The organism is Mycobacterium attenuatum (genome assembly GCF_900566085.1).
GTDB lineage: Bacteria > Actinomycetota > Actinomycetes > Mycobacteriales > Mycobacteriaceae > Mycobacterium > Mycobacterium attenuatum.
The window spans coordinates 1-25,825 of sequence record NZ_UPHT01000163.1 but is presented as its reverse complement, the minus strand read 5'-3'; the positions used below and the strand labels follow the sequence as shown (position 1 = coordinate 25,825).

Genomic DNA, 25,825 nt, shown 5'->3' with positions numbered 1-25,825 from the left:
GACGTCGGTGCGCCACGATTCGACCGCCCTGCTTGGGGTGTGCGCAACGCCACGCGCGTGCCACCTTTCTCCCGGCTCGCAGGGTCTGGTGCCTTGCACCTCGGCGATCACCGCCTGCCGCAGCGCGTTGTCATTGGTGTCGGCTGCTGCGGCCAGCGCCGCCAGTGCGTCGGGACGGGGACCATAGGTCCGCTTCGGCGCGGGCAGCGTGGCGAGCCGTGAGCCCAGCCTGACCCACGGCGGCAGCAGCGGCCGCAACTCGTCGAGTTCTTCGTCGCCGGCGCCGAAGACGGCTCGCAGTATGGCGTTGAGCGTGATCTGCATCATCGATGGCAAGGTCGGCCAAGCTTTGACCCTCGGGCCTGTCGCCAGCCGGCGATCTCTCGAAGGGTTTCTGCTTCGGTCATCCGCTCGTAGGCCTTGATGCTCTTGCCGCGAAACGGCGGGGTCAACAGCCGGCGAGGCCGCCGGTGGTCCTCGCCGTCAAGCGCAAACACCGGCCCGTGCCCAAGGATGCGGCTCAAGTTGGGCTGAGTCTGCAATCAGGGCGTCCAATCTGCGCCCAGTGTGCAGTGGACTGCGAGTTCGTCGCGCTCAACGCAGCATGAAAATCTGACGCCGCGCCGCTGCTTCTCATGCGTTGCGGCGGCCGGCGACAACGCTACGAGAAATTCGTCTGCGCGCAGGTGCTGGGCGAGGTGAGGTTGACTCCGGAGTAGACGACCTGGATGTGCGTGCACACGATGACGCCCGCGTTGGTACTTGGCTGGCCGGTCGACCAGCTGGTCGAGTCGATGACGCCGGTCGTCTGATACTTGTCCGGCGGGCCTTCGCCGAAGTAGACGGTGGTGATCACGTCCGAGCCGCCCGCCTTCATCACCCGCTCGAACTGGCCGGTGGCGTGGGCGTCGAGGTAGGTCAGCCGGTTCGTCGGCCGGATCTCGGTGGTTTGGCGGGCCCACAGATCGGACGGGAACCCGGTGACGCCGCCGGGGGTGCGCAAGTCGGCGCCGGCGACAAAATCACAGCTGCCGTTCGGGTGGCAATTGACGAAGGTATGCGTCTCGAGCTGCGTCGCATCGTCGATCGGGAACAGGGTGGTGGCGGTGTTGCTGGCCGCCTGCGAATACGGGGCGGGCGCGGCGGCCAGCAGCAGCCCGGCGATCACCGCGACCATCGGAGCACCCGATACCAGCCGCTTCATCTCGCATCCTTCCGCCCGGACGAAACCTAGCCCCCGCGACTACTCGTCGTAGGTCACTTCTACCGAATCAGATTCCGGATGAGATTGACAGGCCAAAATCAGCCCGTCGTCGAGGTCCTGCTGCTCCAGCACGTCGTTGACTTCCATGCTGACCTTGCCGCCGCGCAAAGTGCAGGCGCAGGCGCCGCAGTGGCCCTCGCGGCAGGAGAACGGCGCGTCCAGGCCGGCGGCCAACAGCACGTCGAGCAGCTTGGCGTTGCGCGGCCAGGACACCGTGTGGGTTTCACCGTCGAGTTCCACCACCGCGGTTGCCGGCGGCGCAGTGTCGTCGCCGCCGCCATCCGCTAGTTTCACCGCTGCGAACGGATCGGAATCCAGCGACTTGAACACTTCGATATGCACCTGTGGGGCAGGAACTTTCAGCGTTTGCAGGGCCTCACGCGCGGCGTCCATGAACGGCCCCGGTCCACAGATGAAGACCTGCCGCGCGGTGTAGGGGGCGGCCAGCTTCGCCAGCGTGGTGGCGCTCGGCAGCCCCTGCAGCGACTCGAGCCAGTGCACCACCGCGAGCCGGTCCGGATACTTGGCCGCCAGCTCGCGCAGCGCGTCTCCGAAGATCACCGAACGGTCGTCACGGTTGGCATAGACCAGTGTCACCTGGCCGCTGCCTTGCGCCAGCGCCGACTTGCAGATCGACATGATCGGCGTGATCCCGCTACCGGCGGCCAGCAGCAGGAAGTCGTCGTCGAGTGTCTTGGGCACGAAGTTGCCCGACGGCGCCAGCACGTGCACCCGCATGCCCGGGTGCGCATGGTCGCACAGCCAGTTCGACGCGTATCCGTCGGCGGTCCGCTTAACCGTGACGGTGAGCGCGTCGTCGGTGAACGGCGAGCTGCACAGCGAGTAGCAGCGGGCCACCGAGCCGGTACGGTCGCTGGGCACGCGCAGGGTCAGGAACTGGCCGGGTGCGTAGCGCAGTCGCTCCGCCGGGATCTGCGGATCGTCCGGCCCGTCGGGCACCGCGAACACCAGCGAGCGCGCCGCATCGGTTTCGGCGACGACTTCGGCGATTTGCAGCTGCAGGACGTGGCTGCCGAGCGGTTCGTCAGGGACTGCCTCGGTCAAACCCCGCCTCCCTGTCGCCTCTCGATACCTAACTAGAACATGTTATAGAAACCTGGCTTCGCCTCGCTACCAGCCGCAGGAATACCCTGCTCGACACAAATCGGAACGTGTTCTAGTCTTGCTTTAAGTTCATTGTCGGTCGTCCAATCCGGTCGTCGAACAGGCCGCGCTCCCAGGAGGCAAACGTAAGTGACGTCCATTCAACAGCGTGATGCGCAGGCGGTTTTGGCTGCCATCGATGATCTGCTTCCGCAAATCCGGGAGCGCGCTCAGGCGACCGAAGAGCTGCGCCGGTTGCCCGACGAGACCGTCACGGCGCTGGAGGAAATTGGCTTTTTCACCCTCTTACAACCCCAGCAGTGGGGCGGGCTGCAATGCGACCCCACGTTGTTCTTCGAGGCCACCCGCCGCCTGGCCAGCGCGTGCGGTTCCACGGGCTGGGTGAGTTCGATCATCGGCGTGCACAACTGGCATCTGGCGCAGTTCGACCAACAGGCCCAGGAAGAGGTCTGGGGGCAGGACCCCAGCGTGCGGATCTCGTCGTCGTACGCCCCGATGGGCGCCGGTGTGGTGGTCGACGGCGGCTACCTGGTCAACGGGTCTTGGAACTGGTCGTCGGGGTGTGACCATGCCACCTGGACGTTCGTCGGCGGCCCGGTTATCAAGGACGGCCGGCCGGTCGATTTCGGCAGCTTCTTGATCCCACGCACCGAATACGAAATCAACGACGTGTGGTACGTGGTCGGCCTCAAGGGAACCGGCAGCAACACCCTGGTGGTCAAGGACGTGTTCGTGCCGCGACATCGGTTCCTGTCCTACAAGGCGATGAACGACCACACCGCCGGCGGACTGCAGACCAACACCGCGCCGGTATACAAAATGCCTTGGGGCACAATGCATCCCACGACAATCTCGGCGCCCATTGTGGGCATGGCCTACGGGGCCTACGCCGCGCACGTGGAGCACCAGGGCAAGCGGGTGCGCGCCGCCTTCGCCGGAGAGAAGGCCAAGGACGACCCGTTCGCCAAGGTCCGCATCGCGGAGGCGGCCAGCGACATCGACGCCGCGTGGCGTCAGCTGATCGGCAATGTCGGCGACGAGTTCGCATTGTTGTCCGCCGGCAAGGAGATCCCGTTCGAGCTGCGGGCCCGGGCCCGCCGTGACCAGGTGCGCGCCACCGGCCGCTCGATCGCTTCGATCGACCGGCTGTTCGAGGCGTCCGGTGCCACCGCATTGTCCAACGACGCTCCGATTCAACGCTTCTGGCGCGACGCGCACGCCGGGCGGGTGCATGCGGCCAACGATCCGGAGCGGGCGTATGTGATCTTCGGGAACCACGAGTTCGGGTTACCGCCCGGCGACACCATGGTGTGATGACAGCGCCGACCGAGGAGATCACCTTCGAATCCACGTCGCGCTTCGCCGAAGTCGACGTGGACGGACCGCTGAAGCTGCACTACCACGAGGCCGGGTTGGGCAACGACCAGGCGGTAGTGCTGTTGCACGGCGGTGGGCCCGGTGCGTCCAGCTGGACCAACTTCGCCCGCAATATCGCGGTGCTGGCGCAGCATTTTCACGTGCTGGCCGTCGATCAGCCTGGATACGGCCACTCCGACAAGCGGGCCGAGCACGGGCAGTTCAACCGCTATGCCGCCACCGCGCTCAAGGGGTTATTCGACCACCTTGGGCTGGGTCGGGTTCCGCTGGTCGGCAATTCGCTCGGCGGTGGCACCGCGGTGCGGTTCGCGCTGGACTATCCCGACCGGGCCGGACGCTTGGTGCTCATGGGGCCGGGCGGGTTGAGCATCAACCTGTTCGCGCCCGACCCAACCGAGGGGGTGAAGCGGCTGGGCAAGTTCTCGGTCGAACCCACCCGGGAAAACCTCGAGGCCTTCCTGCGGGTCATGGTCTACGACCAGACGCTGATCACTCCCGAGCTGGTGGACCAGCGTTTCGAACTGGCCAGCACGCCGGAGTCATTGGCGGCAACGCGAGCAATGGGAAAGTCGTTCTCCGGGGCAGACTTTGAGCTCGGCATGATGTGGCGCGAGGTGTATCGGCTGCGCCAGCCGGTGCTGCTGATCTGGGGCCGGGAGGATCGGGTCAACCCGCTCGACGGTGCGCTGGTTGCGCTGAAGACCATTCCCCGTGCGCAGCTGCACGTGTTCGGGCAGTGTGGTCATTGGGCTCAGGTGGAGAAGTTCGACGAGTTCAACAAGCTGACGATCGATTTCCTGGGAGGTGCCAAGTGAGCATTCGGTCACTGGGCTATCTGCGCATCGAGGCCACCGACATGGCCGCCTGGCGCGAGTACGGTCTCAAAGTGCTTGGCATGGTCGAAGGCAAAGGCAGCGTCGAGGGGGCGCTGTATTTGCGGATGGACGACTTTCCCGCCCGGCTGGTGATCGTGCCCGGCGAGCGCGACCGGCTGGCGGAGGCGGGTTGGGAATGCGCGAATGCCGAAGGGCTGCAAGAGATCCGCAATCGCCTCGACGTGGAGGGCACACCGTACAAGGAGGCAACCGCCGCCGAATTGGCGGATCGGCGGGTCGACGAGATGATCTTGTTCTCCGATCCCTCGGGCAACCCGCTGGCGGTGTTCCACGGTGCCGCGCTGGAGCACCGCCGGGTCGTCAGTCCCTACGGGCACAAGTTCGTCACCGGCGAGCAGGGTTTGGGTCATGTGGTGCTGACCACCCGTGACGATGCGGAGGCGCTGCACTTCTACCGCGACGTGCTCGGCTTCAAACTGCGTGACTCGATGCGGCTGCCGCCGCAGGTGGTTGGCCGGCCCGCCGACGGACCGCCGGCCTGGCTGCGCTTCTTCGGCTGCAACCCCCGCCACCATTCGCTGGCCTTTCTTCCGTTGCCGACGCCGTCTGGAATCGTGCACCTGATGGTGGAGGTGGAGAACTCCGACGACGTGGGTCTGTGCCTGGACCGGGCGCTGCGCCGCAAGGTGCCCATGTCGGCGACGTTGGGCCGGCATGTCAACGACCTGATGCTGTCGTTCTATATGAAGACTCCCGGCGGTTTCGACGTCGAATTCGGTTGTGAGGGAAGGCAAGTCGACGACGATGACTGGATATCCCGAGAGAGCACCGCGGTCAGTTTGTGGGGGCACGACTTCACGGTCGGTATCACCGGCTGATTCGGGGGCCAACCATGTCCGCGCCGATTGATCCGCGCACGTTCCGCAACGTGCTGGGCCAGTTCTGCACCGGCATCACCATCATCACCACCGTGCACGACGACGTGCCGGTCGGCTTCGCTTGCCAGTCGTTTGCGGCCCTGTCTTTGGAGCCGCCGCTGGTGTTGTTCTGTCCGACCAAGGTGTCGCGGTCCTGGAAGGCCATCGAGGCCAGCGGCCGGTTCTGTGTCAACGTGCTGACCGAGAAGCAGAAGCATGTGTCGGCTCGCTTCGGCTCGAAGGAGCCCGACAAGTTCACCGGGATCGATTGGCATCCTTCAGAACTCGGGTCACCGATCATCGACGGGTCGCTGGCGTACATCGACTGCACCGTTGCCTCGGTACACGACGGCGGGGATCACTTCGTCGTGTTCGGCTCGGTCAGTTCTCTGTCGGAAGTCCCGAAGATCAAACCGCGACCACTGCTGTTCTACCGTGGCGACTACACCGGCATCGAGCCGGACAAGACCACGCCGGCACAGTGGCGAGACGACCTGGAGGCGTTCCTCACCGCCACCACCCAGGACACCTGGCTCTAAGTCGAAGTTCCCCGTGGTGGAGCTTCTGCCTGGCAGTGCGCCCGGGGCAACTGTTGCCAATGAGCCGGCACTTCGCACCACGATCAGTATGTCAACCTAACTTGACTAGTTGGTCGGGTAACTGTAGCCTCGGTGTCGGATCGAGGTCACCACGGCCATTGGCGTTGCAGCGTCAAAATGGTTGGACAACAAAGCGATTCCCGCCGCCGTTCGATTGCCGTCCGCCGTCCCGGCTGCGCGCGGTTGTAAACGGGTGCGTCTACAGTGTTACGGAGTGTTGCGCATGCGTCCATTGCAGTCGGGGGCCAACGGCGGCCCGGCCCGAAGCCTCAAGAAGTTTTCCCGGCGTGAGCAGTCCGCGCAGGCGGGCGCAACGACGCCCCCGCCGTCATGCTCTCCCGGTGGGATCACCCCGTTGAATCAAGGCGTGTGAGGAAATAGCATGGGTGCACTCATCATCCTCAATTCCACGATAAGTTTTATCGAGACCCTGTATGCGACGCTTGGTGTCGGAACCCCGGTCACCGGAGAAGTATTCGACACCAGTTCCTCGACGTTCCGCGAGGCCATCGAAACGCAAGCGTCGGCCGTTTTGAGCGACAACTGGGTTGGCGCCGCGGCGGAAAAGTATTCGGAGAAGAGCAAAACTCTCCAGGACGCCGAGCAGATTATGGCCGACGTCGACTACATTACCGGAACACTCGTGTCGGACCAGGCCGCGGCGGTTGAAAAGGCGCGCAGCACCCTCAAGAAGTGGATCAATTTTCTCGAGGACTGCAAGCCCTATGCCAAGGCGCTTTACGACGCCATTGTCACCATACCCGATTCCTACGTGTTCCAGGCTGCAGTGTCCGCCGTCGCGGTGACTGCCGTTGGTATCGCATTATTGGAATTACTGCTCACCACGTTTGAAAATGCCGAAAAACTCGTCGAGCGTATCGAAGAAATAGTCGAGCTGCTGGCGCAACTGCCGAGCGATTTCACCGAAGACTTGACTGCGCTGTTGGAAGCCTTGCTTTCCGGCGTGGAGTCAGAAATCTCCGATGTGGTCTCCGATGTGGAATCGGAGGTCAGCCAACTTGTATCCGACGTGAAAACCGAGGTCAGCGAGGTTGTCTCGGCGTTGAAGTCGGAACTATCCAACTTGTCTCTGTCCGACTTGTCCTTGTCGGACTTCTCGTCGCTGTCGGATTTGTCGTCCTTGTCGTCCTTGTCGTCCTTGTCGTCCTTGATGTCGGTGTCGGGCTTGACCTCGTTGTCCGGCTCGACCGGGTTGTCCGACCTGACCTTGTTGCCCGGCTCGAGCACGTTGTCGGGTTCGGTCGGGTTGTCCGACTTGACCGCGTCGTCGGGCTCGGCTTTTTCGCCCGGAATACTGACTCGGTTTGCCGGCTTTACCGGTTTGCCCACATCCGGCCAGACCACTGGTCAGCTGGGCGCGTTGAGCTCACCGGCCGGGGAAGCGGCACAGAGCCCGCAAGCCGCGATGCCTCCGGGACTGGTGCGCCGCTCCACGAAGGATGCCGAGGGCCAAAAAGGTGCGGCCGCGGGCGCGGCCGGTGCGGAACGCGCACCTGTCAATGCGGCCGGCTCCGGATCTGCTCAGCAGCGCAGCCTGTGATGCTATCGCCGCCAACGTCAGGCTCGGAAGTCGGGAAGCTTTCGAAGACAACAACATTCAGCGTGAGGAGAATACGCCGTGTCCGATTCCTTAGCCGTCAACCCGGAATTTCTTGGTGTGCTCGCCAGCACGCAAGACCAGGCGGCGACGTATGTCCAGTCCGCGACGGAAGCGGTCGCGGGCATCGGCGAAGATGTTGAGACCACCCACGGTTCGTATACGTCGAAGTTCAGCACCACGCTGACGGCGCTGGTCACCATTCGCAACTCCGTGGGCACCGGCCTGTACACGCTTGCCAGCGAGGTCGCCTCCAATCTGCGCGTCGCAGCCAAGGCCTACAGCGAGGCTGACGATGTCCTGGCGAAGCTTGTCGAGAAGGTCAAGTTTTCCAGTTGAGCACGTTCAATTCGATTGCCGCAGTGGGCAAGGGCGTTGTCAACCTCGCCACTAGCCATCCCTACCAAATGATGAGGACGTGATGATGGACTGGCCCAGCACCGACGATTACCTCGATGATCTGGTCACACTCGATATCTACGGGCGCCCGAGGCGTCAAGAGCCCACTAGCTGCCGGACCGACGCCCTGGTGGACTGGCCGCCCACCGATGGCTGTGTCGATGGTTTGTCCACTCTGGATTTGTACGGCCGCCCGAGAAACCGTGTTTTGACGGGCGGCGACCATACCGTGCCGGTCGAGGCTGAGGCTGCCGGCGCCGAGCCGGGGGGCTTTCCTGGCTTGGCCGAAACGACGGACGAGCATGGGTCCGGCGTCGTCACGGTGGCCAATCCGCAAGGGTGCGTGTCGGTGTCGGCAGACCTGGGCGGCAGAATCCAGCGGGTCAATCTGTCCGCGGGGGCGACAAGCATGGGGGAGCAAGAACTCGCCGACGAGATATTGGTCATCGCGAACCTCGCCCGGCAACGGGCGCGGTCGGCCCAATACACGCTACTGCTCGACACGTTGGCTGAAACGCCGCTCCAAGACCCGGAAAGTCGTTCTGCCCTGGTGGAATTCGTGACCAAGGCCATGAGCGTTGCGACGCCGGACGAGGCCGCAGCAGCCGAAGCGAAGGTGCTTTCGGTCCGGTACGCGCGCTGCTGAGAGCCTTGGGGCTGATCGTTACGTGCCGCATTCGCATCGCTCGCGCGGGCCTCAGGTTGGGCGGCACCGAGTTTACCTATCTTGCAGTGGCATGCAACGGATTTCGGGCTGTGAGCGTTCGCGGGCTGCGCGGCTGGTGGGGTGAAGCGCCGGCGCTACATGAAGTCGAGGGCCTCGACCGTGGAGATCGGGCCTTCATGGGTGGGCCGGTTAGCGCCGCCAAGGCAGTACACGGTATTGCCCACGGTCGCGACCACCTCGGCGTGCCGTGGCGTCGGCAGCGCGGGCAGCGTGCTCCACTTTCCGTCCGCGATGTCATACATCTCGACCACACCAAGCACCCGCGTTGGCTCCTCGCCGCCGGCCACCACGATTCGCCCGTCGATGAACGTGGCGCCGTAACTTCCCCGCGGCGTCGGCATGCCCACCAACTTCGTCCATTTCCCCGATTGCGGGTCGAGCCGTTCGAACGCTGCGGAGTTCTTGTCGGCCGACAGGAACCGCCCGCCAATCGCATAAACGTAGGTGCCGTCCGACACCGCAGCCAAATGTTCGCGGGGCGTTGGCAAATCCGGCGCGTCCCGCCACGAACTGCCGTCGAAAATCTCGGTCTGCGGGACGAGCTGCTTGGCGCTTTGCCCGCCGACGACGATCAGCTTGTCACCAACCACCGCCGCTGCCGCTGCCGCCCGGGGATGGGAAAGACTGGGCAACTCCACCCAGCTGTTGCCGCGCAGCGCGAACACCTTCTTGGAGGCGTCCGCGAGGTTCTCGCTCGCACCACCGAGAACCACCACCTCGCCCCGGTAAGTTGCCGCCACCGCGTGGTGCAAGGGGATGGGCAGTGGCGGCCCGGGCTGCCAGGCTCCGGTGCGCGGTTCGTAGCTCTCGACGGTCGTGAGGCCAACCCCCTCCCGCACGCCACCCATGATCCAGATCTTGTTGTCGAGCACGGTCCAGGCCATCATCAGCCTGGCCGTCGGGGCGTCGGGCAGCGTCCGCCACTGTGCCGCCGGCTGGATCTTGCGTGCCGGCAGCTTCAACATTTCGGCCGACGAGGTCGCCTGGTCGTCGCCGGCACCGGTCGAACCGCCGATCGCGTACACCGCCTTCTCGACCGCGTCGACCGCCATTCCGTGCCGTGCGGTCTCCATGTCGGGCAAACCGGCCTATGTTCTGGTCATCAGATCGAGCACGGCCACGCTCTTGAGGACTTGTCCCGCCGACATCCCGCCGACCGCCACCAGTCGTCCGTCGGTGATCGCGACGCTGAGGTCACTGCGTGGTTGGGCGAGATCGGCCACCGTGGTCCAGGTTTTCGCGGCCGGATCGTATGCCTCCACCGTCGCCAGATCGGACTTCGTGTCGTTCCCGCCCACGGCGTACACCAGCTTTCCGTCCGAGGCCGCGGCCAGCAGCTGCCGCTGCGTCGGTATCGGGGCGCCGAGGGTCCACGAATTGCCGTCGAAGACCTCGGTCGTGTTCAACAGTGCGCCGTTGGCATCTACCCCGCCGGTGACGACGATGCGGTCACCCACCACCGCCGCGGCCGCGGCCGCCCGCGGTTGCAACAGATGCGGCAGCTCCACCCAGCGGCTGTTAACTACCCGCCAAACCTGGTCGGTAGCAACCTTTTTGGTGCCCTCGGTGCGCCAGCCGCCCAGCACGATGGGGTTTCCCTGCCAGGTCACCGCCATCGCGCGCTGAACGGGAACCGGCAAGTCGTCGCCGCCCTTCCAGCTGTCGATCAGCGGGTCGTAACCCTCATGCAGACCGGTGACGGTGCCGTCGGCCCGGACCCCGCCGAAGATCCAGATCGTGCCGTCGACTTGGGTGGTCGCCGCCGCGTCGCGAGCGACACGCGCATTGGTGATCGGCTTCCACTGAAGCGGCGCCTGGGTGCTCGGTTGCGAGGCCGTCGGGTGGGCGCTGTTGTCGCGTGAGAGGGCGAGGAAGACGGCGCCGGCCGCTAGCAGCACCACCACAGCTGCCGCGGCGGTCAACAGGATTCGGTTGCGCTTCTGGTGCGGATCGCCGAACCACGACGCGACCGGTCCCCGTGGCGGCGGCACGTCTGGACCCGGCGGGGGTCCAGAGACACTCGGTGGCTCGATCGCTGCTGGCGTGCCGGTCAGCGCCTCGGGTTCCTCGGGCTCCTTGGCCCGCTCGCCGGTGGGCGAGGACGCCCGAAGCTGTGCCTGGGTGTCACCCAGGTGTCCGGCCTGAAATGCGGTGTCCGTTCTCGGTGCTTCCCGGGGATCAGCGGGCTGCGCCGACGGCTCCGGGCCCGCGGCTTCCCGCGGCTTGATGGCAGCGGCGCCGCTGGCCTGAGCAGCGGGTTGCGGGCCCTTGAGGGGAACGGTCGAGGACGTGCGCAGCGGCACCTGACCTTCCGGGGTCACTATCACCGGCGATACCGGAGGTGTTTCGGGGGCATCGGCGCAGGTGTCTGCCGTGCGTGCCCGCATGTTGGTGATCGCCATGGAAGCGGGTTTCAAGCCATTGCGGCGCTGCGCCGCCTGCAGCTCACGGCCCAGTTCCGCGGCGGACGCGGGCCGTTCGGCCGGGTCGATGGACATCGCCTTCTCGATCGCCGAGCACACCGCGTCCGGGATACCGTCCGGACGCAGGTCCGGAACGCCGGTCGAACTGATCCGCAGGTATTGCGCGACCAGGTCTTCGCCCCTCTTGCGCTCATGTGCGGCACTGCCCGCGATCAGCGCGTAAAGCGTGGCGCCCAGCGAATAAACGTCGGCGACGACCGTCGCCGAATTACCCGTCATCACCTCGGGTGCGGTGTAGTCGATCGTGCCGGAGAAGAACCCGACCGCCGTTTCAAACCCGCCCTCGATATGGGCGATCCCAAAATCGGTCAACTGCGGCTCGCCGTAGTCGTTGACCAGCACATTCGCCGGCTTGATATCGCGGTGCAAGGTGCCGGCCCGGTGCGCGGTTTCCAGCGCCCCGCACAATTTCACGCCGATCTCCAAGGCCTCCGGCCAGGGGATCGGCCCTTCGCGGCGCAACCGTACCGCCAGCGAATCCGCCGCGTAGTAGGGCATCACGATGTAGGGCCGCCCGCTCTCGGTGATGCCGACCCGCAGGATGTTGACGATGTTCGGATGCCCCGAGAGCCCGCCCATCGCATAGCCCTCGCGTAGGAAGCGTTCCCTGCTGTCGTCGTCGAAATGTGATGGCAGGACTTTGACCGCGACATGTCGTCCCAGCGCCGTCTCGCGACAGCGGTACACCACCCCCGCGCCGCCACGAGCCACCTGGCGCGCGTTTTCGAAACCGGCGGAGGCCAACTCCGCAGCGATCCCGCTCTGTGCGGGTGCCGAGCCGGCAGCCCCCGGTGCGTCAGCCATTTCTTGGCGCTCTACCTCCATGCCGTGAGAGTCGCGAGTCAAGCGTAGCGAATATGAACTCACGGGCATACTGTTCGGCGGCAATCGTTGCCGAAACCGGTCGGCCGGACCGCAGGGTTCGCTCTTCGACCAGTAACCTGATTGGCTGCCTCGGCGCGACAATCCAAGGTGCGCCGGGGATTTGTTGGCTGCGATTGCGCGCGGGGCGCGACGCGCGGGGTCGGCACCCAGCTCGCGATCAGTGCCGGATTATTGCGACTGCCAGGTCCGCCGCGGATGCCACAACCGTCTGAGCGACTCCCTCGGGTGGCCGGCACACCACTGCTCTTCGGGGACCAGCGCCCGCACCTGGTCCACGTGCGCGCCGCATCCGGCCCAGGTCACTTTCCCGCAGGTTCGGCACCCGACGGCGTGACACATTCAGCGAGCCTCTTCGAGGGTGGGCGGCCCGTGGTAAGGCCGTTGCAGCACGGCGAATTCGGGCGTCGCCGCGGCGGTGAGGATGGCCTCGAGCAGGCGGACGCCGTCGTCGCTGCCGGGTAGCCCAGTCAGTACGGGTCCGAAAAACCCGCGTCCGTCGACCGCGATGATCGGGCTGCCAGCCGAGCCGCCCAGCACATCCTGGCTGGCTTGATGGGCCTGCCGTGCCGCCTCGTCGAGCGTGGCGTCGTCCAGCGATTCCGACAGTGACTCGTCAAGCCCGCATTCGGCCAGGGATTGACGAACCTCGTCGGCGGACATCTCTTCCCCGCGCACATGGATACGCGTACCGACCGCGTCGTAAAGCCGTGCGAAGGCGTCCGCTCCATGCCCGACGCCGACGGCGGCGAACAGCCGTCCCAGCCGTCGTGACCGAGCCATCATCTGCTGCTGTTTCGGATTGAGGTCGTTGCCCTCGTTCAGCACGGCCAGGCTCATCTGCCGCAGCGTGACCGGGGTATCCGTCTTGCGCGCGGCATCGAGCAGCCATCGGGAAGCGGCCCACGCGAATGGGCATACCGGGTCGATGTACAGCTCGACGTCAGCCACTTGCTCCTCCTTCTGCAGCTTTCCTGCCATGATACCCCCTCGGGTATAGGCTGTCGAAAGTGGTGCGCGAGCCAGCAAGATAGCCCCTATGGCGCTGGATCTCAACGCGTACTTCGAACGCATCGGCTACCGCGGCCCCGCCGAACCCACCTTGCCGGTGTTGCGGGAGCTGGTGAGCGCCCACATCAGGGCAATTCCGTTCGAGAACCTCGATCCGCTGATGGGGGTGCCGGTCGACGACCTGAGTCCAGAAGCGCTCATGGACAAGCTCGTTCACCGCCGCCGCGGCGGCTATTGCTATGAGCACAACGGGCTGATGGCCGACGTGCTGGCCGAGCTCGGGTTTCGGCTGCGGCGGCTGGCCGGCCGAGTGGTGTGGATGGCGCCACCGGGTGCCCCGCCGCCGGCGCAGACCCATACCGCGCTCGCAGTGACTTTCCCCGGCTCGCACGGTTCGTATCTGGTCGACGTCGGATTCGGCGGCCAGACGCCGCCGTCGCCGCTGCGGCTCGAGACCCGGAGCATCCAGCAAACGACGCACGAACCGTATCGGCTCGATGACCGCGGTGACGGCCTGGTGCTGCAGGCATTGGTTCGCGACGACTGGCAGCCGCTCTACGAGTTCAGCACGGTCGGCCGGCCGCAGATCGACTTGAAGGTGGGCAGTTGGTTCGTCTCGACGCATCCGTCGTCGCACTTCGTCACCGGCTTGATGGCTGCCCTAGTGACCGATGACGCGCGATGGAACTTGACGGGCCGGACCCTGGCCATTCATCACCGCGGTGGGACCGAGAAAATCGTGTTCAACGACGCGGCCGCGGTTGTCGATGCGCTGAGTTCACGGTTCGGGATCAACCTTGCAGAACTGGAACGTGGCGTGCTCGAGGCGCGTATCGACCAGGCGATCGCGTAGCGGCTTCACCGAGGTCGACGTTTTGCAGGTCGCACTTTGTCTGCAATACATCGATCTCGTGGATCAGCGGCTCGGCAGCCAGGAACCCATACGGCGCAACGCTTCTTCGATGTCGCCGGTCGGTCCGGCGAACGACATCCGGACGAACGAGTCGCCCGACCATGTGTCGAAGTCGACTCCCGGCGCGATCGCCACACCGGTGTCTGCCAGCAACCTCGAGCAGAAAGCCAACGAGTCAGCGGTGAAGCCCGAAACATCGGCGTAGACGTAGAACGCGCCGTCGGCGGGAGCCAGCCGGTCGATACCGATGCGCCGCAGGCCGTCGAGCAGTATCGAGCGGTTGAGCGCATAGTGCCGCAGATTGCCGTCGGCCTCAGCAATCGCCTCGGGCGTGAACGCCGATACCGCGGCAATCTGCGACAGCACCGGCGGGCAGATGGTGAAGTTGCCGGTGAGGCAGTCGACGGCCCGGCGCAGCTCCGCCGGCACCAACAGCCAGCCGAGTCGCCAGCCCGTCATCGCGTAGTACTTGGAAAAGCTATTGACCACGACCGCATTCCGTGAGGTCTGCCAAGCGCAGCTGGTCAGCGGTGCTCCCTGATAGACCAGGCCGTGATAGACCTCGTCGCTGATCAGCCGGACCCCGGACGCGTCGCACCACGACGTGATCGCCGCCAGCTCCTCGGGTGGAATGACCGTCCCGGTGGGATTGGCCGGGCTGGCTACGACCAGCCCCCGCACCGGCGGGTCGAGTTCGGCGAGCATCTGCACGGTGGGCTGAAACCGCGTCGCCGGCCCGCACGGTATCTCCACCACCTCACATCCCAACGCCGACAAGATGTTCCGGTAACACGGATAGCCGGGGCTGGCCATCGCGACCCGGTCGCCGACGTCGAAGCATGCCAAAAAGGTCAGCAGGAAGCCGCCCGAGGAACCGGTGGTGACCACCACCGCATCGGGGCCGACGGGGATGCCGTACCGACGCTCGTAGTCGGCCGCGATTGCGGTGCGTAGTTCTGGAAGGCCAAGGGCCACGGTATAACCCAGCTGGTTGAGATGCAGCGTCGCGGCCGCGGCGGCCCGTACCGGTTCCGGAGCCCCGGCGCTGGGCTGACCGGCCGAGAGGTTGACCAGGTCGCCGTGGGTGCGCTGACGCTCGGCAGCCGCCAGCCAGACATCCATCACATGGAACGGCGGAATGCCCGCGCGCAGTGCGACACGATGGGTCATGGTGTGGGAAGCGCCTCGGACTCGAGTTGCCGCAGCAGGTCTGGCGGCGTGTCCAGCAGGTGCGCGCTGCCATGTGCCCGTTTGAAATACAGATGCATGTCATGTTCCCAGGTGATTGCGATGCCACCGTGCAATTGGATGCCCTCGGCGGCCACTGCGCTGAGGGCTTCGCAGGCGGCCAGCCGCGCGGTGGCGGCGTTGGTAGGCGTGGCGTCGTTGCAGGCTTCGGCGACGACGGCCCGCGCCGTGGCGACGGTCACGTACAGATCGGCCATCCGATGCTTGAGTGCCTGAAAGCTGCCGATGGGGCGACCGAATTGCACTCGGCTCTTGGTGTATTCGACGGTCAGCTCCAAGCAGCGTTCGGCGGCGCCGGTCTGCTCGGCGGCCAGCAGGATTGCCGCGAGGTGGGCCAGACCCGGGTCGGTGCCGATCGCCTCGGTGTCCTGCGGCTGCATGCGGGTCAGCCGGCGGGTGGGATCCATGGTGGCGAGGGGCCGCGCCGTGAAGCGAGTCCACCTACTCAGTTGGCCCTCGTTCGCGGCGATGACGACGTCGGCGACGTCACCGTTGATTACGTAGTCCGGGTCGAGTACCAACGCCCCGATCGTGACGCCCTCGGCCAGCCGTGCGAGCGTTTCGGCATCCGGCTCCGGTGCGGCCAGCAGGGCCAGCTCCGCCAGGATGGTGCCCAGCAATGGGGAGGGCACCAGCGCCCGGCCCAATTCCTGCAAAACCGTTGCTGCGTCGGCCAATTCACCACCGGCCCCGCCAAGCTCCTCGGGGATCACCAGTGCGGCGGCGCCGACCTGGTCGCACAACAGCCGCCACAGGGACTCGTCGTAGCCGCGATCGGACTCCATGGCGGCACGTACCGCCGCGGGGCCGGCATGCTTGGCTACCAAAGCCGCGACGGTATCGCGCAGCAACTCCCGTTCGTCAGTCATGAGCGTCGATCTCCCCCGCATCGCTGCGCTTTAAGTCGTCGCCGGCGCGGGTCATAACGCCTCCAGCACTCGGCGTCGATGCTGTTGCGGCGTACCCCAGGCGCAGCGCAGGGCCTGCACCCTCAACAGCCCCAGCGACAGGTCGTGTTCCTGGGTGAATCCGATTGCGCCATGGGTTTGTAACGCGGAGCGGGCCGCCAGCAGACCCGCCTCGCCGGCCGCAACTTTGGCGGCGCTGACGTCACGAGGCTGCAGCGACAAGGCCGCGCCGTACACCAGCGGACGAGCGAGCTCGATCGCGATGTGGACGTCGGCGAGTTTGTGCTTGATCGCCTGATACGAGCCGATGACCCGGCCGAACTGCGTCCGCTGCTTGGCATAGTCAACGGCGGCGGTCAGCAGGGCTTCGGCGGCACCAACCAGTTGCGCCGCCGTGGCCAATACACCGAACTCGTAGGCGCGCTGCACGATTGACTTCGAGGCCTGCCACGGCTCGCCAGCTGGCGTCACGTCGTAAAGGCGGCGGCTGGGGTCGACGGACTCGTGGCGCTGGACCGGCTTGCCTTCGCCGACATCGGCCTGACCCACCAGTAGCACCAGCCCGGCGGCGTCGGCGTCGGCCGCCCGCGGCACCTGGGGCGGCAGCGCGACGGTGGCGATCAACTCGCCGGAGGCCAGCCCGGCGCACCGATCGGCCTGATCGTCATTGGCCAGCAAAACCGGTGCGACGGCAATGGATTCAGCGACGGGGCCGGGCACGCACCAGCGGCCGAGCCGTTCCAGCGCGACCACCAGGTCTACCGGACCGGCGCCCAGGCCGTCGAACTGCTCCGGCACGTTGAGCGCGGAAACACCGAGGTTGGCCAGCTGCTGCCACACCTTGCGGCCGGGCGCCGTGTCACCCGCCGACCAGGCACGCACCGCGCCGGGCAGATCCGCTGCGCCCAGCGCCGCGTCGATGCTGGCGGCGAAATCGCGTTGTTGTTGGTCGAGCGCAAAGTCCACGGTCACTTCTTCTCTCGCGGCAGGCCCAGCAGCCGTTCGGAAATGATGTTGCGCTGGATCTCGTTGGTGCCCGCATAGATCGGACCTCCCAGGGCGAACAGCAGCCCTTCGGTCCACCGGCCGGCCAGCTCGCCGTCGGCCGCCAGCATGTCCAGCGCGGTTTGGTGTAGTTCGACGTCGAGGTCCGACCAGAACACCTTCGTCACCGACGATTCGGCGCCGAGCTCGCCGCCCGCCGCCAGCCTGGTCACCGTGCCGAAGGTCTGCAGCCGATAGGCCTGCGCCTTGATCCAGCCGTCGGCGACCCGATCGGCGAATTCCGGTGGGGAGCCCTTGCCTTTCCACAGTTGCACCAGGCGCTCCGCCACCGCAAGGAAGCGGCCTGGGCTGCGCAGTGACATGCCACGCTCGTTGCTCGACGTGCTCATGGCCGCACGCCAACCGTCGTTCGGTGTGCCGATGACGTCCTGGTCGGGCACGAAGACGTCATCGAGAAAGATTTCACCGAAGCCGGTGTCACCGCCCAACTGCACGATCGGCCGCACCGTGATGCCCGGTGCCGTCAAGTCGAACATGAAATAGGTGAGGCCCTGATGTCGTTCGGCCGACGGGTCGGACCGGAAGAGTCCAAAGCCCATGTCGGCAAAGGGTGCTCGTGAGCTCCAGATCTTCTGCCCGTTGAGCAACCAACCCCGGTCGGTCCTGGTGGCGGTGGACCGCAGTGACGCCAGATCGCTGCCGGACTCGGGCTCCGACCAGGCTTGAGCCCAAATTTGCTCACCGCTGGCCATTTTCGGCAGAATCCGGTCCAGCTGTTCGGAAGTGCCGTGCGCGAACAATGTGGGTGCCAGCATGGAGGTGCCATTGGCGCTGGCCCGGCCCGGCGCTCCGGCGCGGAAGTACTCCTCCTCGAAAACCACCCAATGCAGCAGCGGCGCATCGCGGCCGCCGTACTTCTTCGGCCAGGTGATCACCGATAGGCCCGCATCGAACAGTATCCGATCCCAAACGCGATGCTGGGCAAAGCCTTGCGCATTGTCGTAGGACTTGGTCGGGATCGCGTCAGCGTGGGCGGAAAGGAACTCCCGTACCTCGGCCTGGAAGGCCAGGGTTTCCTCATCGAACGCTAGGTCCATTCAAACCAACTCTCGCAGTTGTGATTTGACCACCTTACCGCCGGCGTTGCGGGGTAGCGCCTCGACGAACCGCACTGATCGGGGTGCCTTGAAGTTCGCCAAATGCTCGCGGGTGTAGTCGATCACCGATTCCTCGTCGAGTGAAGTCCCGGGCCGGGGAACCACGAACGCGCGGCCGACCTCGCCGAGGCGCTGGTCGGGAACACCGATGACCGCCACATCGGCCACCCCGTCCAGCCGGGCCAGTACCTGCTCGACCTCGGCGGGGTAGACGTTGAATCCGCCGCAGATGTACATGTCCTTGAGCCGGTCGGTGATGCGCAGGTTGCCGGCCGCGTCGACGGCGCCGATGTCGCCGGTGTGCAGCCAGCCGTCGGCGTCGATGGCGACGGCGGTCGCCTGCGGGTCATCGAGGTAACCCAGCATCACGTTGGGTCCGCGCAGCAGGACCTCCCCACCGGTGTCGATGCGCAAATCGAAGCCGGCAAAGGGGCGCCCGCAGGTGGTGGCCACCGTGACCGCGTCGTCGTCGGGGCGGCACATCGTGCCCATGCCGTTGGCCTCGGTCAGGCCGTAGGCGGTCAGCACGATGTCGATGTCGAGTTCGGACTGCATGCGTTCCACCAGCACCACCGGCACGGTGGCCGCTCCGGTCACCGCGAACCGCAGTGAGCTCAGGTCGTAGTCGCGCCGCGCCGGGTGGTCCAGCAGGGTCTGGTAGATGGTCGGCGGGCCGGGCAGCACGGTGATGCGGTGTTGCTCGATCGCCTGCAGCGCGCGCAGCGGGTCGAAGGTCAGGTGCGGGATCAGCGTGGCGCCGGTCTGCAGGCAGGCCAGGATGCCGGCCTTGTAGCCGAAGTTGTGGAAGAACGGGTTGATGCACAGGTAGCGGTCGTCGCTGGTGATCTTGCCGTTGGCTGCCCACGACGCCGACGCCGACAAGGATTGCCGGTGCGCGCACAGCACCCCTTTGCTGCGGCCGGTGGTGCCGGAGGTGAACAGGATGTCGCTGACGTCGTCGGGTTGTACGGCCTCGGAGCGTGCCGGGACGGCGTCGAGGTCGGTGCCGCCTGCCACGAATTCGTCCCAGGCGCCCTGGACCGGATCGTCGGCATCGATCTGCACCCGCACGACGTGCCGCAGCGCGGGCAGGGCATGAGAGTCGAGGCCGGCTACCCGGTCGGTGCCCAGGAACCGGCCCATGGCGAACAGCACCGGCGCCTGAGTCCGGGCGAGGATGTCGGCGGCTTCCTCGGCGGTGTAGCGGGTGTTCAACGGCACCATGGCCGCTCCGGCGTGATGGATCGCCAGACAGGCCACGACCCAGTGCCAGGTGTTCGGCGACCAGATGGCCACCCGGTCGCCGGGCTCGACGCCCAGCGCAATCAGCGCCGCCGCGGCCCGGTGCACCTCGTCGCGCAGGGCGGCGGCTGTGAAGCTGCGCTCGTCGGTGATCAAGACAGGGTGGTCGGCGAACATGCTCGCAAGGCGATCCAGCGCCGCGGGCACGGTGCCGGGATCCCTCGTCATGAATGCTCCTCTAAGCGGCGCACGGCGCGCATCGCCGCCGGCCTAACAAAGCAAGTGCTTGGTAGGTTAGCCTACAGGTCATGCAGGACGTCGAGGAGTTCCGGGCCGAGGTCCGGGGTTGGCTCGCCGACAACCTGGTCGGCGAATTCGCTGCGCTGAAGGGGCTGGGTGGGCCGGGGCGTGAGCATGAGGCGTTCGAAGAACGCCGGGCCTGGAATCAGCATCTGGCCGCCGCGGGTCTGACCTGCCTGGGTTGGCCGGTCGAACACGGTGGGCGAGGGCTCTCGACCGCGCACCGGGTGGCGTTCTACGAGGAGTACGCGCGCGCCGACGCTCCGGACAAGGTCAATCACTTCGGTGAAGAGCTGCTGGGGCCGACGCTGATCGCCTTCGGAACACCCACGCAGCAGCAGCGCTTCCTGCCGCGCATCCTCGACGTCACCGAGCTGTGGTGCCAAGGCTATTCGGAGCCGGGTGCGGGCAGTGACCTGGCTAACCTCTCGACCACCGCCGAGCTCGATGGCGACCAATGGGTGATCAACGGCCAGAAGGTGTGGACGTCGCTGGCGCATCTGTCGCAGTGGTGTTTTGTGGTGGCGCGCACCGAGAAAGGCTCCAAGCGCCATGCTGGCCTGTCGTATCTGCTGGTGCCGCTGGACCAGCCCGGGGTGCAAATCCGGCCGATCGTCCAGATCACCGGCACCGCGGAGTTCAACGAGGTGTTCTTCGACGACGCGCGCACCGATGCCGACCTGGTGGTCGGCCAGCCGGGCGACGGCTGGCGGGTTGCGATGGCGACGCTAACTTTTGAGCGTGGCGTCTCGACCCTGGGGCAGCAAATCGTCTATGCCCGTGAGCTTTCCAATCTGGTCGCATTCGCACAGCGCACCGGCGCCGCCGCCGACCCGCTCATCCGGGAACGCCTCACGCGGGCGTGGACCGGGCTGCGGGCGATGCGCAGCTATGCGCTGGCGACCTTGGAAGGGCCGAACGCTGAGCAGCCGGGTCAGGACAACGTGTCGAAGTTGTTGTGGGCCAATTGGCATCGTGATCTGGGGAAGCTGGCCATGGACGTGATCGGCAAGCCCGGGATGGTCATGGCCGATGGTGAATTCGACGAATGGCAGCGGCTGTATCTGTTCACCCGGGCCGACACCATCTATGGCGGTTCCAACGAGATACAACGCAATATCATCGCCGAGCGGGTGCTCGGCCTGCCGCGAGAGGTCAAGGGATGACGCTGTCGGTCACGCCGAAAGAAGTTCCGGGGCATGGGCTTTTAGACGGCAAGGTAGTGGTCGTGACGGCGGCCGCGGGTACCGGCATCGGTTCGGCCACCGCGCGGCGCGCATTGGCCGAAGGCGCCGACGTGGTGATCTCCGACCACCATGAACGACGGCTGGGGGAGACGGCAGCCGAGCTGTCCGCTCTGGGGCTGGGCCGGGTCGAAAGCGTGCTGTGCGACGTGGCTTCGAGCGCCCAGGTCGACGCCCTGATCGACTCGACCACCGCGCGCCTGGGCCGACTCGACGTGCTGGTGAACAACGCCGGATTGGGTGGGCAGAAACCGGTGGCCGACATGACCGACGACGAGTGGGACCGCGTCCTGGACGTGACCTTGACGTCGGTGTTTCGTGCCACCCGGGCGGCGTTGCGGTATTTCCGGGAAGCGTCGCACGGCGGGGTGATCGTCAACAACGCGAGCGTTCTGGGCTGGCGGGCACAGCACTCGCAGGCGCATTATGCCGCCGCCAAGGCCGGGGTTATGGCGTTAACCCGTTGCAGTGCAATAGAAGCCGCAGAATACGGCGTGCGGATCAACGCGGTATCGCCAAGCATCGCCCGACACAAGTTCCTGGACAAGACGACCTCGGCCGAGTTACTGGACGAACTCTCTGCTCGGGAGGCATTCGGCCGCGCCGCCGAACCCTGGGAAGTGGCGGCCACTATCGCGTTCTTGGCCAGCGACTACTCCAGTTACCTTACGGGCGAGGTCATTTCGGTGTCCAACCAGCACCCGTGAGTCAACGGGTCATGGCCGGCTGAGGCCGAATGGCCCGCGGCGCTCTGACGAAAAGACCCGAGCCGAAGCCGTCAATCCTGTCGAACTGCATGATCGGCGCGCCAACCTGGACGTGACAGCCGCGCTGCCGGGGTCACGGCCCGTCCGTCCCAAACGTGCCGTCGTTGCCCTCACCGGAGTTGAAGAAGCCGTAGTTCTCGCTGCCCGAGTTTCCGATCCCGTTGTTGAGGGTGCCAGCGTTGCCAAGGCCGGTATTAAGGATGCGGGAGTTTCCGACGCCGATGGCCCCGACGCCGGAATTCCCGAAGCCGATGCTGCCGATCGGGTGGCCAGCGGGACCGACGCTCGAGTTGAAGAAGCCGATGTTGCCCTGGCCCGAGTTGAAGAAGCCGATGTTTCCGGTGCCCGAATTGAACAGTCCGATGTTTCCGCTACCGGAGTTCAGACCGGCAAAATTGATTCCGATTTGATTGTCACCGGTCAGGCCTATCCCGATGTTGTTGTTGCCGGTGTTCCCGAACCCGAAGTTGTTATTGCCGGTGTTTCCGGCACCTACGTTCCCGTTGCCGGTGTTTCCACCGCCGGTGTTTCCGTTGCCGGTGTTGCCGAGGCCGACGTTGTTGCTGCCACTGTTGCCGATGCCTAGGTTAAGGTTGCCGGGAGTCAGGATGCTGCCGGCGCCGCTGTTTCCCAAGCCGATGTTCTTATCACCGATGTTTCCGGCGCCGATGTTTCCGGAGCCGGTATTACCCGCACCGAGGTTCTGGTTGCCGGTATTGCCGGTGCCGAAATTATTGCTGCCGTTGTTGCCAATACCTAGATTGGGCAGGCCGGCTAGCATTTGCTCTAACGCCTGCTGCCACGGCGCTAATTCCGTGGCCGCCGCTGACGCGCCGGCGTGATAGGCGCTCATCGCCGACACGTCGGTCGCCCACATCTCGTCGTACAAGGATTCAACGGCCGCGATCGCGGGTGCATTGAACCCGAATAAGTTCGACCGGACCAACGCCACGAGCGTATTGCGATTAGCCGCCACGGCTGCCGGATGCACCGTCGCTGTCTGAGCTGCCTCGAAGATGTCCGCCACCGCCCGGGCCTGTCCGGCGGCCGCCTGGGCTTGTGTCGAGGCGGCGCCCAACCAACCCGCATATGGCCCCGCGGCGGCGGCCATTGTCGCCGACGCTGCACCTTGCCACGCCTGATCCGCCAACCCGGAAATCACCGCCGAAAACGAAGCCGCCGCAGTCCCCAGTTCTTCAGCCAAGGAATCCCAGGCCAGTGCCGTCTGGACCATCGGCAGCGAACCTGCACCCAGAAACATCCGCAGAGAATTGATCTCCGGCGGCAATACCATAAAATTCGTCATGATTGCCTCTCTGTGACCGCGGCCGAGCAGTGATTCAAAACGCTACTCGTCGCCCCGGGTGGAGCAAATGTTCCATCCAAAATTCACACCTCATTGTCGACGGACGACCGGGACAAGGCACCCCGGTGTGCGCGCATGCGCAGTCGAGCGAAGCTGAGGCTGGTGGACCGTCCTGTTTGACCGGAATACCTGCGAATTCGGCGCTCAGACGACCCTGCTGACCAGTGCGATGCTCTGCGGGGGACGCGTCGTCTCGTCGTGCGGCGCATGCCGACCGGCGATTTCAGGAACTCTCACCACGCTCGCGCAAGTCGATCTAGCAAACGCCCTGACGACTGATCAAGGCTTATGTCCCCGCGTGCTGGAAGCTATAAATCTGATTTGATCGCATGGGGATAATTCGTTGGTCGTGGCGGAGACACGCGAATTCGCGGCGCTGAAGGGTGGGCGGGGCGTGCGCATGCGGCGTCCGAAGAACGTCGGGCCTAGAGCCACCATCCGCCGCCGGAACCAGGATCTGGACCGCGCACCGGCGGCCTGCTACGAGGAGTACGCCCGCGCCGACGCGCCGGATAAGGTCAATCACTTCGGTGAAGAGGTGCTAGGGCCGACGTGATCGCGTTCGAAACATCCGAGCAGCACCCCAAATTCCGGAGACGTAGTAGCTAGCAAAAGAGCCGCCGCTCGCCGAGTTCTAGAAGCCGGAGGAAAGCCGTTAAAACCGCCGCCCCTAGCGGTATTGAAGAAGCCTGACACGTCGTCACCCATGTTGTCGAAGCCCGAGTCGGGTAAGCCGGTGTCGATGGTGGACCCAAAGACCGTGTTGCTGTCAGCCGAATTCCACCAACCGGTGCTGATGTATCCGGAATTTCCATTGTCTGTATTGATGGTGCCAGAATTGCAGTTACTTGTGTTATCGACTCCCGCGTTGCCGAAAACCGGTGTTCTGGGATCCGGAGTTCCCAAAAGTCGGGGTTTGACTGCCACGAGTTGCCAAGCCCCGCGTTGTTACTGCCGGAATTCCCGAAGCCAAAATCGTTGGGATGCCAGAGCGTCAAGGTATTGGCCCCCGTGTTGAAGACACCGAAATTGCCGCTGCCGGAATTGAAGCAGCCGATGTTGTTGGTGCCCGAGTTCCCGATACCGATGTTGCCGCTGCCCGAGTTCAGTAGGCCCGGCAGATTGATGCCCACCTGATTATTGCCGGTGAGCCCGATCACGAGTTGCCGTTGCCGTGGTTTCCGAATCCGAAGTTGTTGTTGCCGGTATTCCCACCGCCGAAGCTGTTGTTACGGGTGTTTCCGCCGCCGCGGTTGAGGTGACACGCTTGGTGCGTTACGACGTGTCGTCATTTCAACGCCGTGGCCGCCGAAAGATTGCATGAGCCAGGGGTTTCCCACACAAGAATTAGCCGCCGCTGGGCAACTCGCTACGTTGTCCCGGTAGTGCCGTTCGGGCCGGGCAACCCGGGGGCACCCCCGGGTCCGCCCTGCCCGCCTCTGCCGCCAATACCGGCGGTGGCATCTTGAACTTTCTTGGCGTACGCGTTGCCGCCGCTGCCGCCGTAGCCACCCCTTTCATAAGTTGCCTGGCTGTCGCCGCCGGCGCCGCCGTTGCCGCCCTCGGCGCTTCCGCCGTTGGTGTTATAGGAGTGCGCGGCTCCACCATTGCCGCCGCCGCCGCCGTAACCGCCGGTGGCACCGGCGCCTCCATCGCCGGCGTACGCCGTGCCGCGGGTATGGCTGAACGCATCCCCACCGGATCCGCCGTTTCCGGCATTGAAGGTGCCGGCGCCGCCGGCACCGCCGTCACCGGCAAAGGCGTCACTGTGGTTACCTGCTTTGATGGTCGCGTTGCCGCCGTTGCCGCCGTTACTGTGCCCAGGAGCTGCGTTGTAGCCGGTGCCGCCGCTACCGCCCTTTCCGGCATAGGCGTCATGCGCGTTGTTGGTGTTGTTGATTGTCGCGTTGCCGCCGTTGCCGCCGTTACCACCGGCCCCAGTGCTGTCGGTGGTGTTGCCGTTGCCTCCGTTGCCGCCACGGCCGGCAAGGATTTCTCCGGTTCCGATGGTGGAGGCGTTGCCACCGTTGCCGCCGTTGCCGCCGACGGCGACACCGTTAGCCCCGGCCCCGCCAGCGCCCGCAGTGGCGCCACCGGTCGAGGCGCTGTTCTCGACATTCGCGTCGCCGCCATTGCCTCCGTTGCCGCCATTGCCGCCGGAACCGACGCCACCTCTGGCCCCTGTCCCGCCGTTGGCGTTGCCGGTGCCGTAGTTGTAGGCCGAGCCGCCGTTGCCGCCGGCCCCGCCGTTATAGCCAGCACCGCCGACGCCCCCGGCGCCGCCGGTGGCGCTGCCGGTTCCGTAGTTGGTTGCGGTCCCACCGGCCCCGCCGCTGCCGCCGGTGCCTGCGTTGTTGCCGGTGCCGCCGGCTCCGCCGGCGCCGCCGACGGCCTTGCCGGTAGCAGTGGCGGCGGTAGTGGGGATCAGCGCGTTGCC

General features: G+C 65.6%; 19 protein-coding genes and 5 pseudogenes. 11 read left to right on the top strand and 13 right to left on the bottom strand.

Annotated features, from left to right (window positions below):
• Positions 1-180 precede the first annotated feature (180 nt).
• The 3 genes and pseudogenes from EET13_RS32020 to EET13_RS25930 form a co-directional block, all read right to left on the bottom strand.
• Positions 181-533, bottom strand: a pseudogene (locus tag EET13_RS32020) (cytochrome P450); the annotation flags it as partial.
• A 128-nt stretch (positions 534-661) separates the two neighbouring features.
• Positions 662-1,204 carry a hypothetical protein gene (locus EET13_RS25935; RefSeq protein WP_122444942.1) on the bottom strand — a complete coding sequence of 181 codons (543 nt, stop codon included), beginning with the start codon at positions 1,202-1,204 and terminating at the stop codon, positions 662-664.
• 39 nt (positions 1,205-1,243) lie between these two features.
• The gene (locus EET13_RS25930) at positions 1,244-2,329 is read right to left on the bottom strand and encodes a ferredoxin--NADP reductase (protein ID WP_122444941.1); all 1,086 of its coding nucleotides are present in this window, start codon (positions 2,327-2,329) and stop codon (positions 1,244-1,246) included.
• Between the two features lie 189 nt (positions 2,330-2,518).
• On the opposite strand from EET13_RS25930, the gene hsaA reads away from it, so the two are divergent.
• The 7 genes from hsaA to EET13_RS25895 all read left to right on the top strand — a co-directional run bounded on the left by hsaA (position 2,519) and on the right by EET13_RS25895 (position 8,781).
• A complete protein-coding gene (gene hsaA / locus EET13_RS25925) occupies positions 2,519-3,703 on the top strand; it encodes a 3-hydroxy-9,10-secoandrosta-1,3,5(10)-triene-9,17-dione monooxygenase oxygenase subunit (protein ID WP_122444940.1) in 1,185 nt (394 codons plus the stop codon).
• Positions 3,703-4,581: a 4,5:9,10-diseco-3-hydroxy-5,9,17-trioxoandrosta-1(10),2-diene-4-oate hydrolase gene (hsaD, locus tag EET13_RS25920; protein ID WP_122444939.1), complete on the top strand. Its 879-nt coding sequence runs from the start codon at positions 3,703-3,705 to the stop codon at positions 4,579-4,581. Before hsaA ends, hsaD begins: the two co-directional genes overlap by 1 nt.
• The gene (hsaC, locus tag EET13_RS25915; RefSeq protein WP_122444938.1) at positions 4,578-5,480 is read left to right on the top strand and encodes an iron-dependent extradiol dioxygenase HsaC; all 903 of its coding nucleotides are present in this window, start codon (positions 4,578-4,580) and stop codon (positions 5,478-5,480) included. Before hsaD ends, hsaC begins: the two co-directional genes overlap by 4 nt.
• Before the next feature lie 14 nt (positions 5,481-5,494).
• Complete coding sequence (hsaB, locus tag EET13_RS25910; RefSeq protein WP_122444937.1) at positions 5,495-6,058, top strand: 3-hydroxy-9,10-secoandrosta-1,3,5(10)-triene-9,17-dione monooxygenase reductase subunit; 564 nt, start codon at positions 5,495-5,497, stop codon at positions 6,056-6,058.
• A gap of 442 nt (positions 6,059-6,500) precedes the next feature.
• Positions 6,501-7,679, top strand: a complete 1,179-nt coding sequence (locus EET13_RS25905) for an EspA/EspE family type VII secretion system effector (RefSeq protein ID WP_122444936.1) — start codon at positions 6,501-6,503, stop codon at positions 7,677-7,679.
• A gap of 78 nt (positions 7,680-7,757) precedes the next feature.
• Positions 7,758-8,075 (top strand): ESX-1 secretion-associated protein, encoded by a 318-nt coding sequence (locus tag EET13_RS25900; RefSeq protein ID WP_122444935.1) that lies wholly within the window; start codon positions 7,758-7,760, stop codon positions 8,073-8,075.
• A gap of 82 nt (positions 8,076-8,157) precedes the next feature.
• Positions 8,158-8,781: a DUF2694 domain-containing protein gene (locus EET13_RS25895; protein WP_122444934.1), complete on the top strand. Its 624-nt coding sequence runs from the start codon at positions 8,158-8,160 to the stop codon at positions 8,779-8,781.
• A gap of 155 nt (positions 8,782-8,936) precedes the next feature.
• Here EET13_RS25895 and EET13_RS25890 read toward each other — a convergent pair.
• Together EET13_RS25890 and EET13_RS25885 are read right to left on the bottom strand one after the other, a co-directional pair.
• Positions 8,937-12,149, bottom strand: a pseudogene (locus tag EET13_RS25890) (Kelch repeat-containing protein).
• Between the two features lie 420 nt (positions 12,150-12,569).
• Complete coding sequence (locus EET13_RS25885; RefSeq protein WP_122444961.1) at positions 12,570-13,178, bottom strand: mycothiol-dependent nitroreductase Rv2466c family protein; 609 nt, start codon at positions 13,176-13,178, stop codon at positions 12,570-12,572.
• Positions 13,179-13,266: 88 nt separating this feature from the next.
• Between EET13_RS25885 and EET13_RS25880 the strand changes: the two genes are divergently transcribed.
• Positions 13,267-14,091 (top strand): arylamine N-acetyltransferase family protein, encoded by an 825-nt coding sequence (locus EET13_RS25880; protein WP_122444933.1) that lies wholly within the window; start codon positions 13,267-13,269, stop codon positions 14,089-14,091.
• Positions 14,092-14,154: 63 nt separating this feature from the next.
• Here the strand turns inward: EET13_RS25880 and EET13_RS25875 are convergent, their stop codons facing one another.
• Genes EET13_RS25875 through fadD3 form a run of 5 tightly spaced genes read right to left on the bottom strand, consistent with a single transcriptional unit; the run spans position 14,155 to position 19,939 of the window.
• Positions 14,155-15,321 carry a pyridoxal phosphate-dependent aminotransferase gene (locus EET13_RS25875; protein WP_122444932.1) on the bottom strand — a complete coding sequence of 389 codons (1,167 nt, stop codon included), beginning with the start codon at positions 15,319-15,321 and terminating at the stop codon, positions 14,155-14,157.
• Entirely contained in the window at positions 15,318-16,268 is a 951-nt protein-coding gene (gene ipdE2, locus EET13_RS25870; protein WP_122444931.1) for an acyl-CoA dehydrogenase IpdE2, read from the bottom strand. Before ipdE2 ends, EET13_RS25875 begins: the two co-directional genes overlap by 4 nt.
• A gap of 51 nt (positions 16,269-16,319) precedes the next feature.
• The gene (locus EET13_RS25865; protein ID WP_122444930.1) at positions 16,320-17,279 is read right to left on the bottom strand and encodes an acyl-CoA dehydrogenase family protein; all 960 of its coding nucleotides are present in this window, start codon (positions 17,277-17,279) and stop codon (positions 16,320-16,322) included.
• Positions 17,276-18,409, bottom strand: coding sequence for an acyl-CoA dehydrogenase family protein (locus EET13_RS25860; protein WP_122444929.1), 1,134 nt, complete (start codon positions 18,407-18,409; stop codon positions 17,276-17,278). Before EET13_RS25860 ends, EET13_RS25865 begins: the two co-directional genes overlap by 4 nt.
• The gene (fadD3, locus tag EET13_RS25855; RefSeq protein ID WP_122444928.1) at positions 18,410-19,939 is read right to left on the bottom strand and encodes a 3-((3aS,4S,7aS)-7a-methyl-1,5-dioxo-octahydro-1H-inden-4-yl)propanoate--CoA ligase FadD3; all 1,530 of its coding nucleotides are present in this window, start codon (positions 19,937-19,939) and stop codon (positions 18,410-18,412) included.
• An 80-nt stretch (positions 19,940-20,019) separates the two neighbouring features.
• Here fadD3 and ipdE1 point away from each other — a divergent pair, with 80 nt between their 5' ends.
• Together ipdE1 and ipdF are read left to right on the top strand one after the other, a co-directional pair.
• A complete protein-coding gene (gene ipdE1, locus EET13_RS25850) occupies positions 20,020-21,177 on the top strand; it encodes an acyl-CoA dehydrogenase IpdE1 (protein WP_122444927.1) in 1,158 nt (385 codons plus the stop codon).
• The gene (ipdF, locus tag EET13_RS25845; RefSeq protein ID WP_122444926.1) at positions 21,174-21,962 is read left to right on the top strand and encodes a (5R,7aS)-5-hydroxy-7a-methyl-1-oxo-2,3,5,6,7,7a-hexahydro-1H-indene-carboxyl-CoA reductase; all 789 of its coding nucleotides are present in this window, start codon (positions 21,174-21,176) and stop codon (positions 21,960-21,962) included. The genes ipdE1 and ipdF overlap by 4 nt, the downstream gene beginning before the upstream one ends.
• Before the next feature lie 133 nt (positions 21,963-22,095).
• Here the strand turns inward: ipdF and EET13_RS25840 are convergent, their stop codons facing one another.
• Positions 22,096-23,328: a PPE family protein gene (locus EET13_RS25840; RefSeq protein ID WP_122444925.1), complete on the bottom strand. Its 1,233-nt coding sequence runs from the start codon at positions 23,326-23,328 to the stop codon at positions 22,096-22,098.
• A 515-nt stretch (positions 23,329-23,843) separates the two neighbouring features.
• Here EET13_RS25840 and EET13_RS32990 point away from each other — a divergent pair.
• A pseudogene (locus tag EET13_RS32990) lies at positions 23,844-23,979 on the top strand (acyl-CoA dehydrogenase); the annotation flags it as partial.
• 75 nt (positions 23,980-24,054) lie between these two features.
• On the opposite strand, the pseudogene EET13_RS25830 reads toward EET13_RS32990, so the two are convergent.
• A pseudogene (locus tag EET13_RS25830) lies at positions 24,055-24,643 on the bottom strand (hypothetical protein); the annotation flags it as partial.
• Between the two features lie 114 nt (positions 24,644-24,757).
• A pseudogene (locus tag EET13_RS30625) lies at positions 24,758-25,825 on the bottom strand (PE family protein); the annotation flags it as partial.

Excerpts from the sequence above, each read along its gene's own strand:
- EET13_RS25935 (WP_122444942.1), bottom strand. The coding sequence starts at position 1,204 with ATGAAGCGGCTGGTATCGGGTGCTCCGATGGTCGCGGTGATCGCCGGG.
- hsaD (WP_122444939.1), top strand. The coding sequence starts at position 3,703 with ATGACAGCGCCGACCGAGGAGATCACCTTCGAATCCACGTCGCGCTTC.
- hsaB (WP_122444937.1), top strand. The coding sequence starts at position 5,495 with ATGTCCGCGCCGATTGATCCGCGCACGTTCCGCAACGTGCTGGGCCAG.
- EET13_RS25905 (WP_122444936.1), top strand. The coding sequence starts at position 6,501 with ATGGGTGCACTCATCATCCTCAATTCCACGATAAGTTTTATCGAGACC.
- EET13_RS25895 (WP_122444934.1), top strand. The coding sequence starts at position 8,158 with ATGATGGACTGGCCCAGCACCGACGATTACCTCGATGATCTGGTCACA.
- EET13_RS25880 (WP_122444933.1), top strand. The coding sequence starts at position 13,267 with ATGGCGCTGGATCTCAACGCGTACTTCGAACGCATCGGCTACCGCGGC.
- EET13_RS25875 (WP_122444932.1), bottom strand. The coding sequence starts at position 15,321 with ATGACCCATCGTGTCGCACTGCGCGCGGGCATTCCGCCGTTCCATGTG.
- ipdE2 (WP_122444931.1), bottom strand. The coding sequence starts at position 16,268 with ATGACTGACGAACGGGAGTTGCTGCGCGATACCGTCGCGGCTTTGGTA.
- EET13_RS25860 (WP_122444929.1), bottom strand. The coding sequence starts at position 18,409 with ATGGACCTAGCGTTCGATGAGGAAACCCTGGCCTTCCAGGCCGAGGTA.
- fadD3 (WP_122444928.1), bottom strand. The coding sequence starts at position 19,939 with ATGACGAGGGATCCCGGCACCGTGCCCGCGGCGCTGGATCGCCTTGCG.
- ipdE1 (WP_122444927.1), top strand. The coding sequence starts at position 20,020 with ATGCAGGACGTCGAGGAGTTCCGGGCCGAGGTCCGGGGTTGGCTCGCC.
- ipdF (WP_122444926.1), top strand. The coding sequence starts at position 21,174 with ATGACGCTGTCGGTCACGCCGAAAGAAGTTCCGGGGCATGGGCTTTTA.
- EET13_RS25840 (WP_122444925.1), bottom strand. The coding sequence starts at position 23,328 with ATGACGAATTTTATGGTATTGCCGCCGGAGATCAATTCTCTGCGGATG.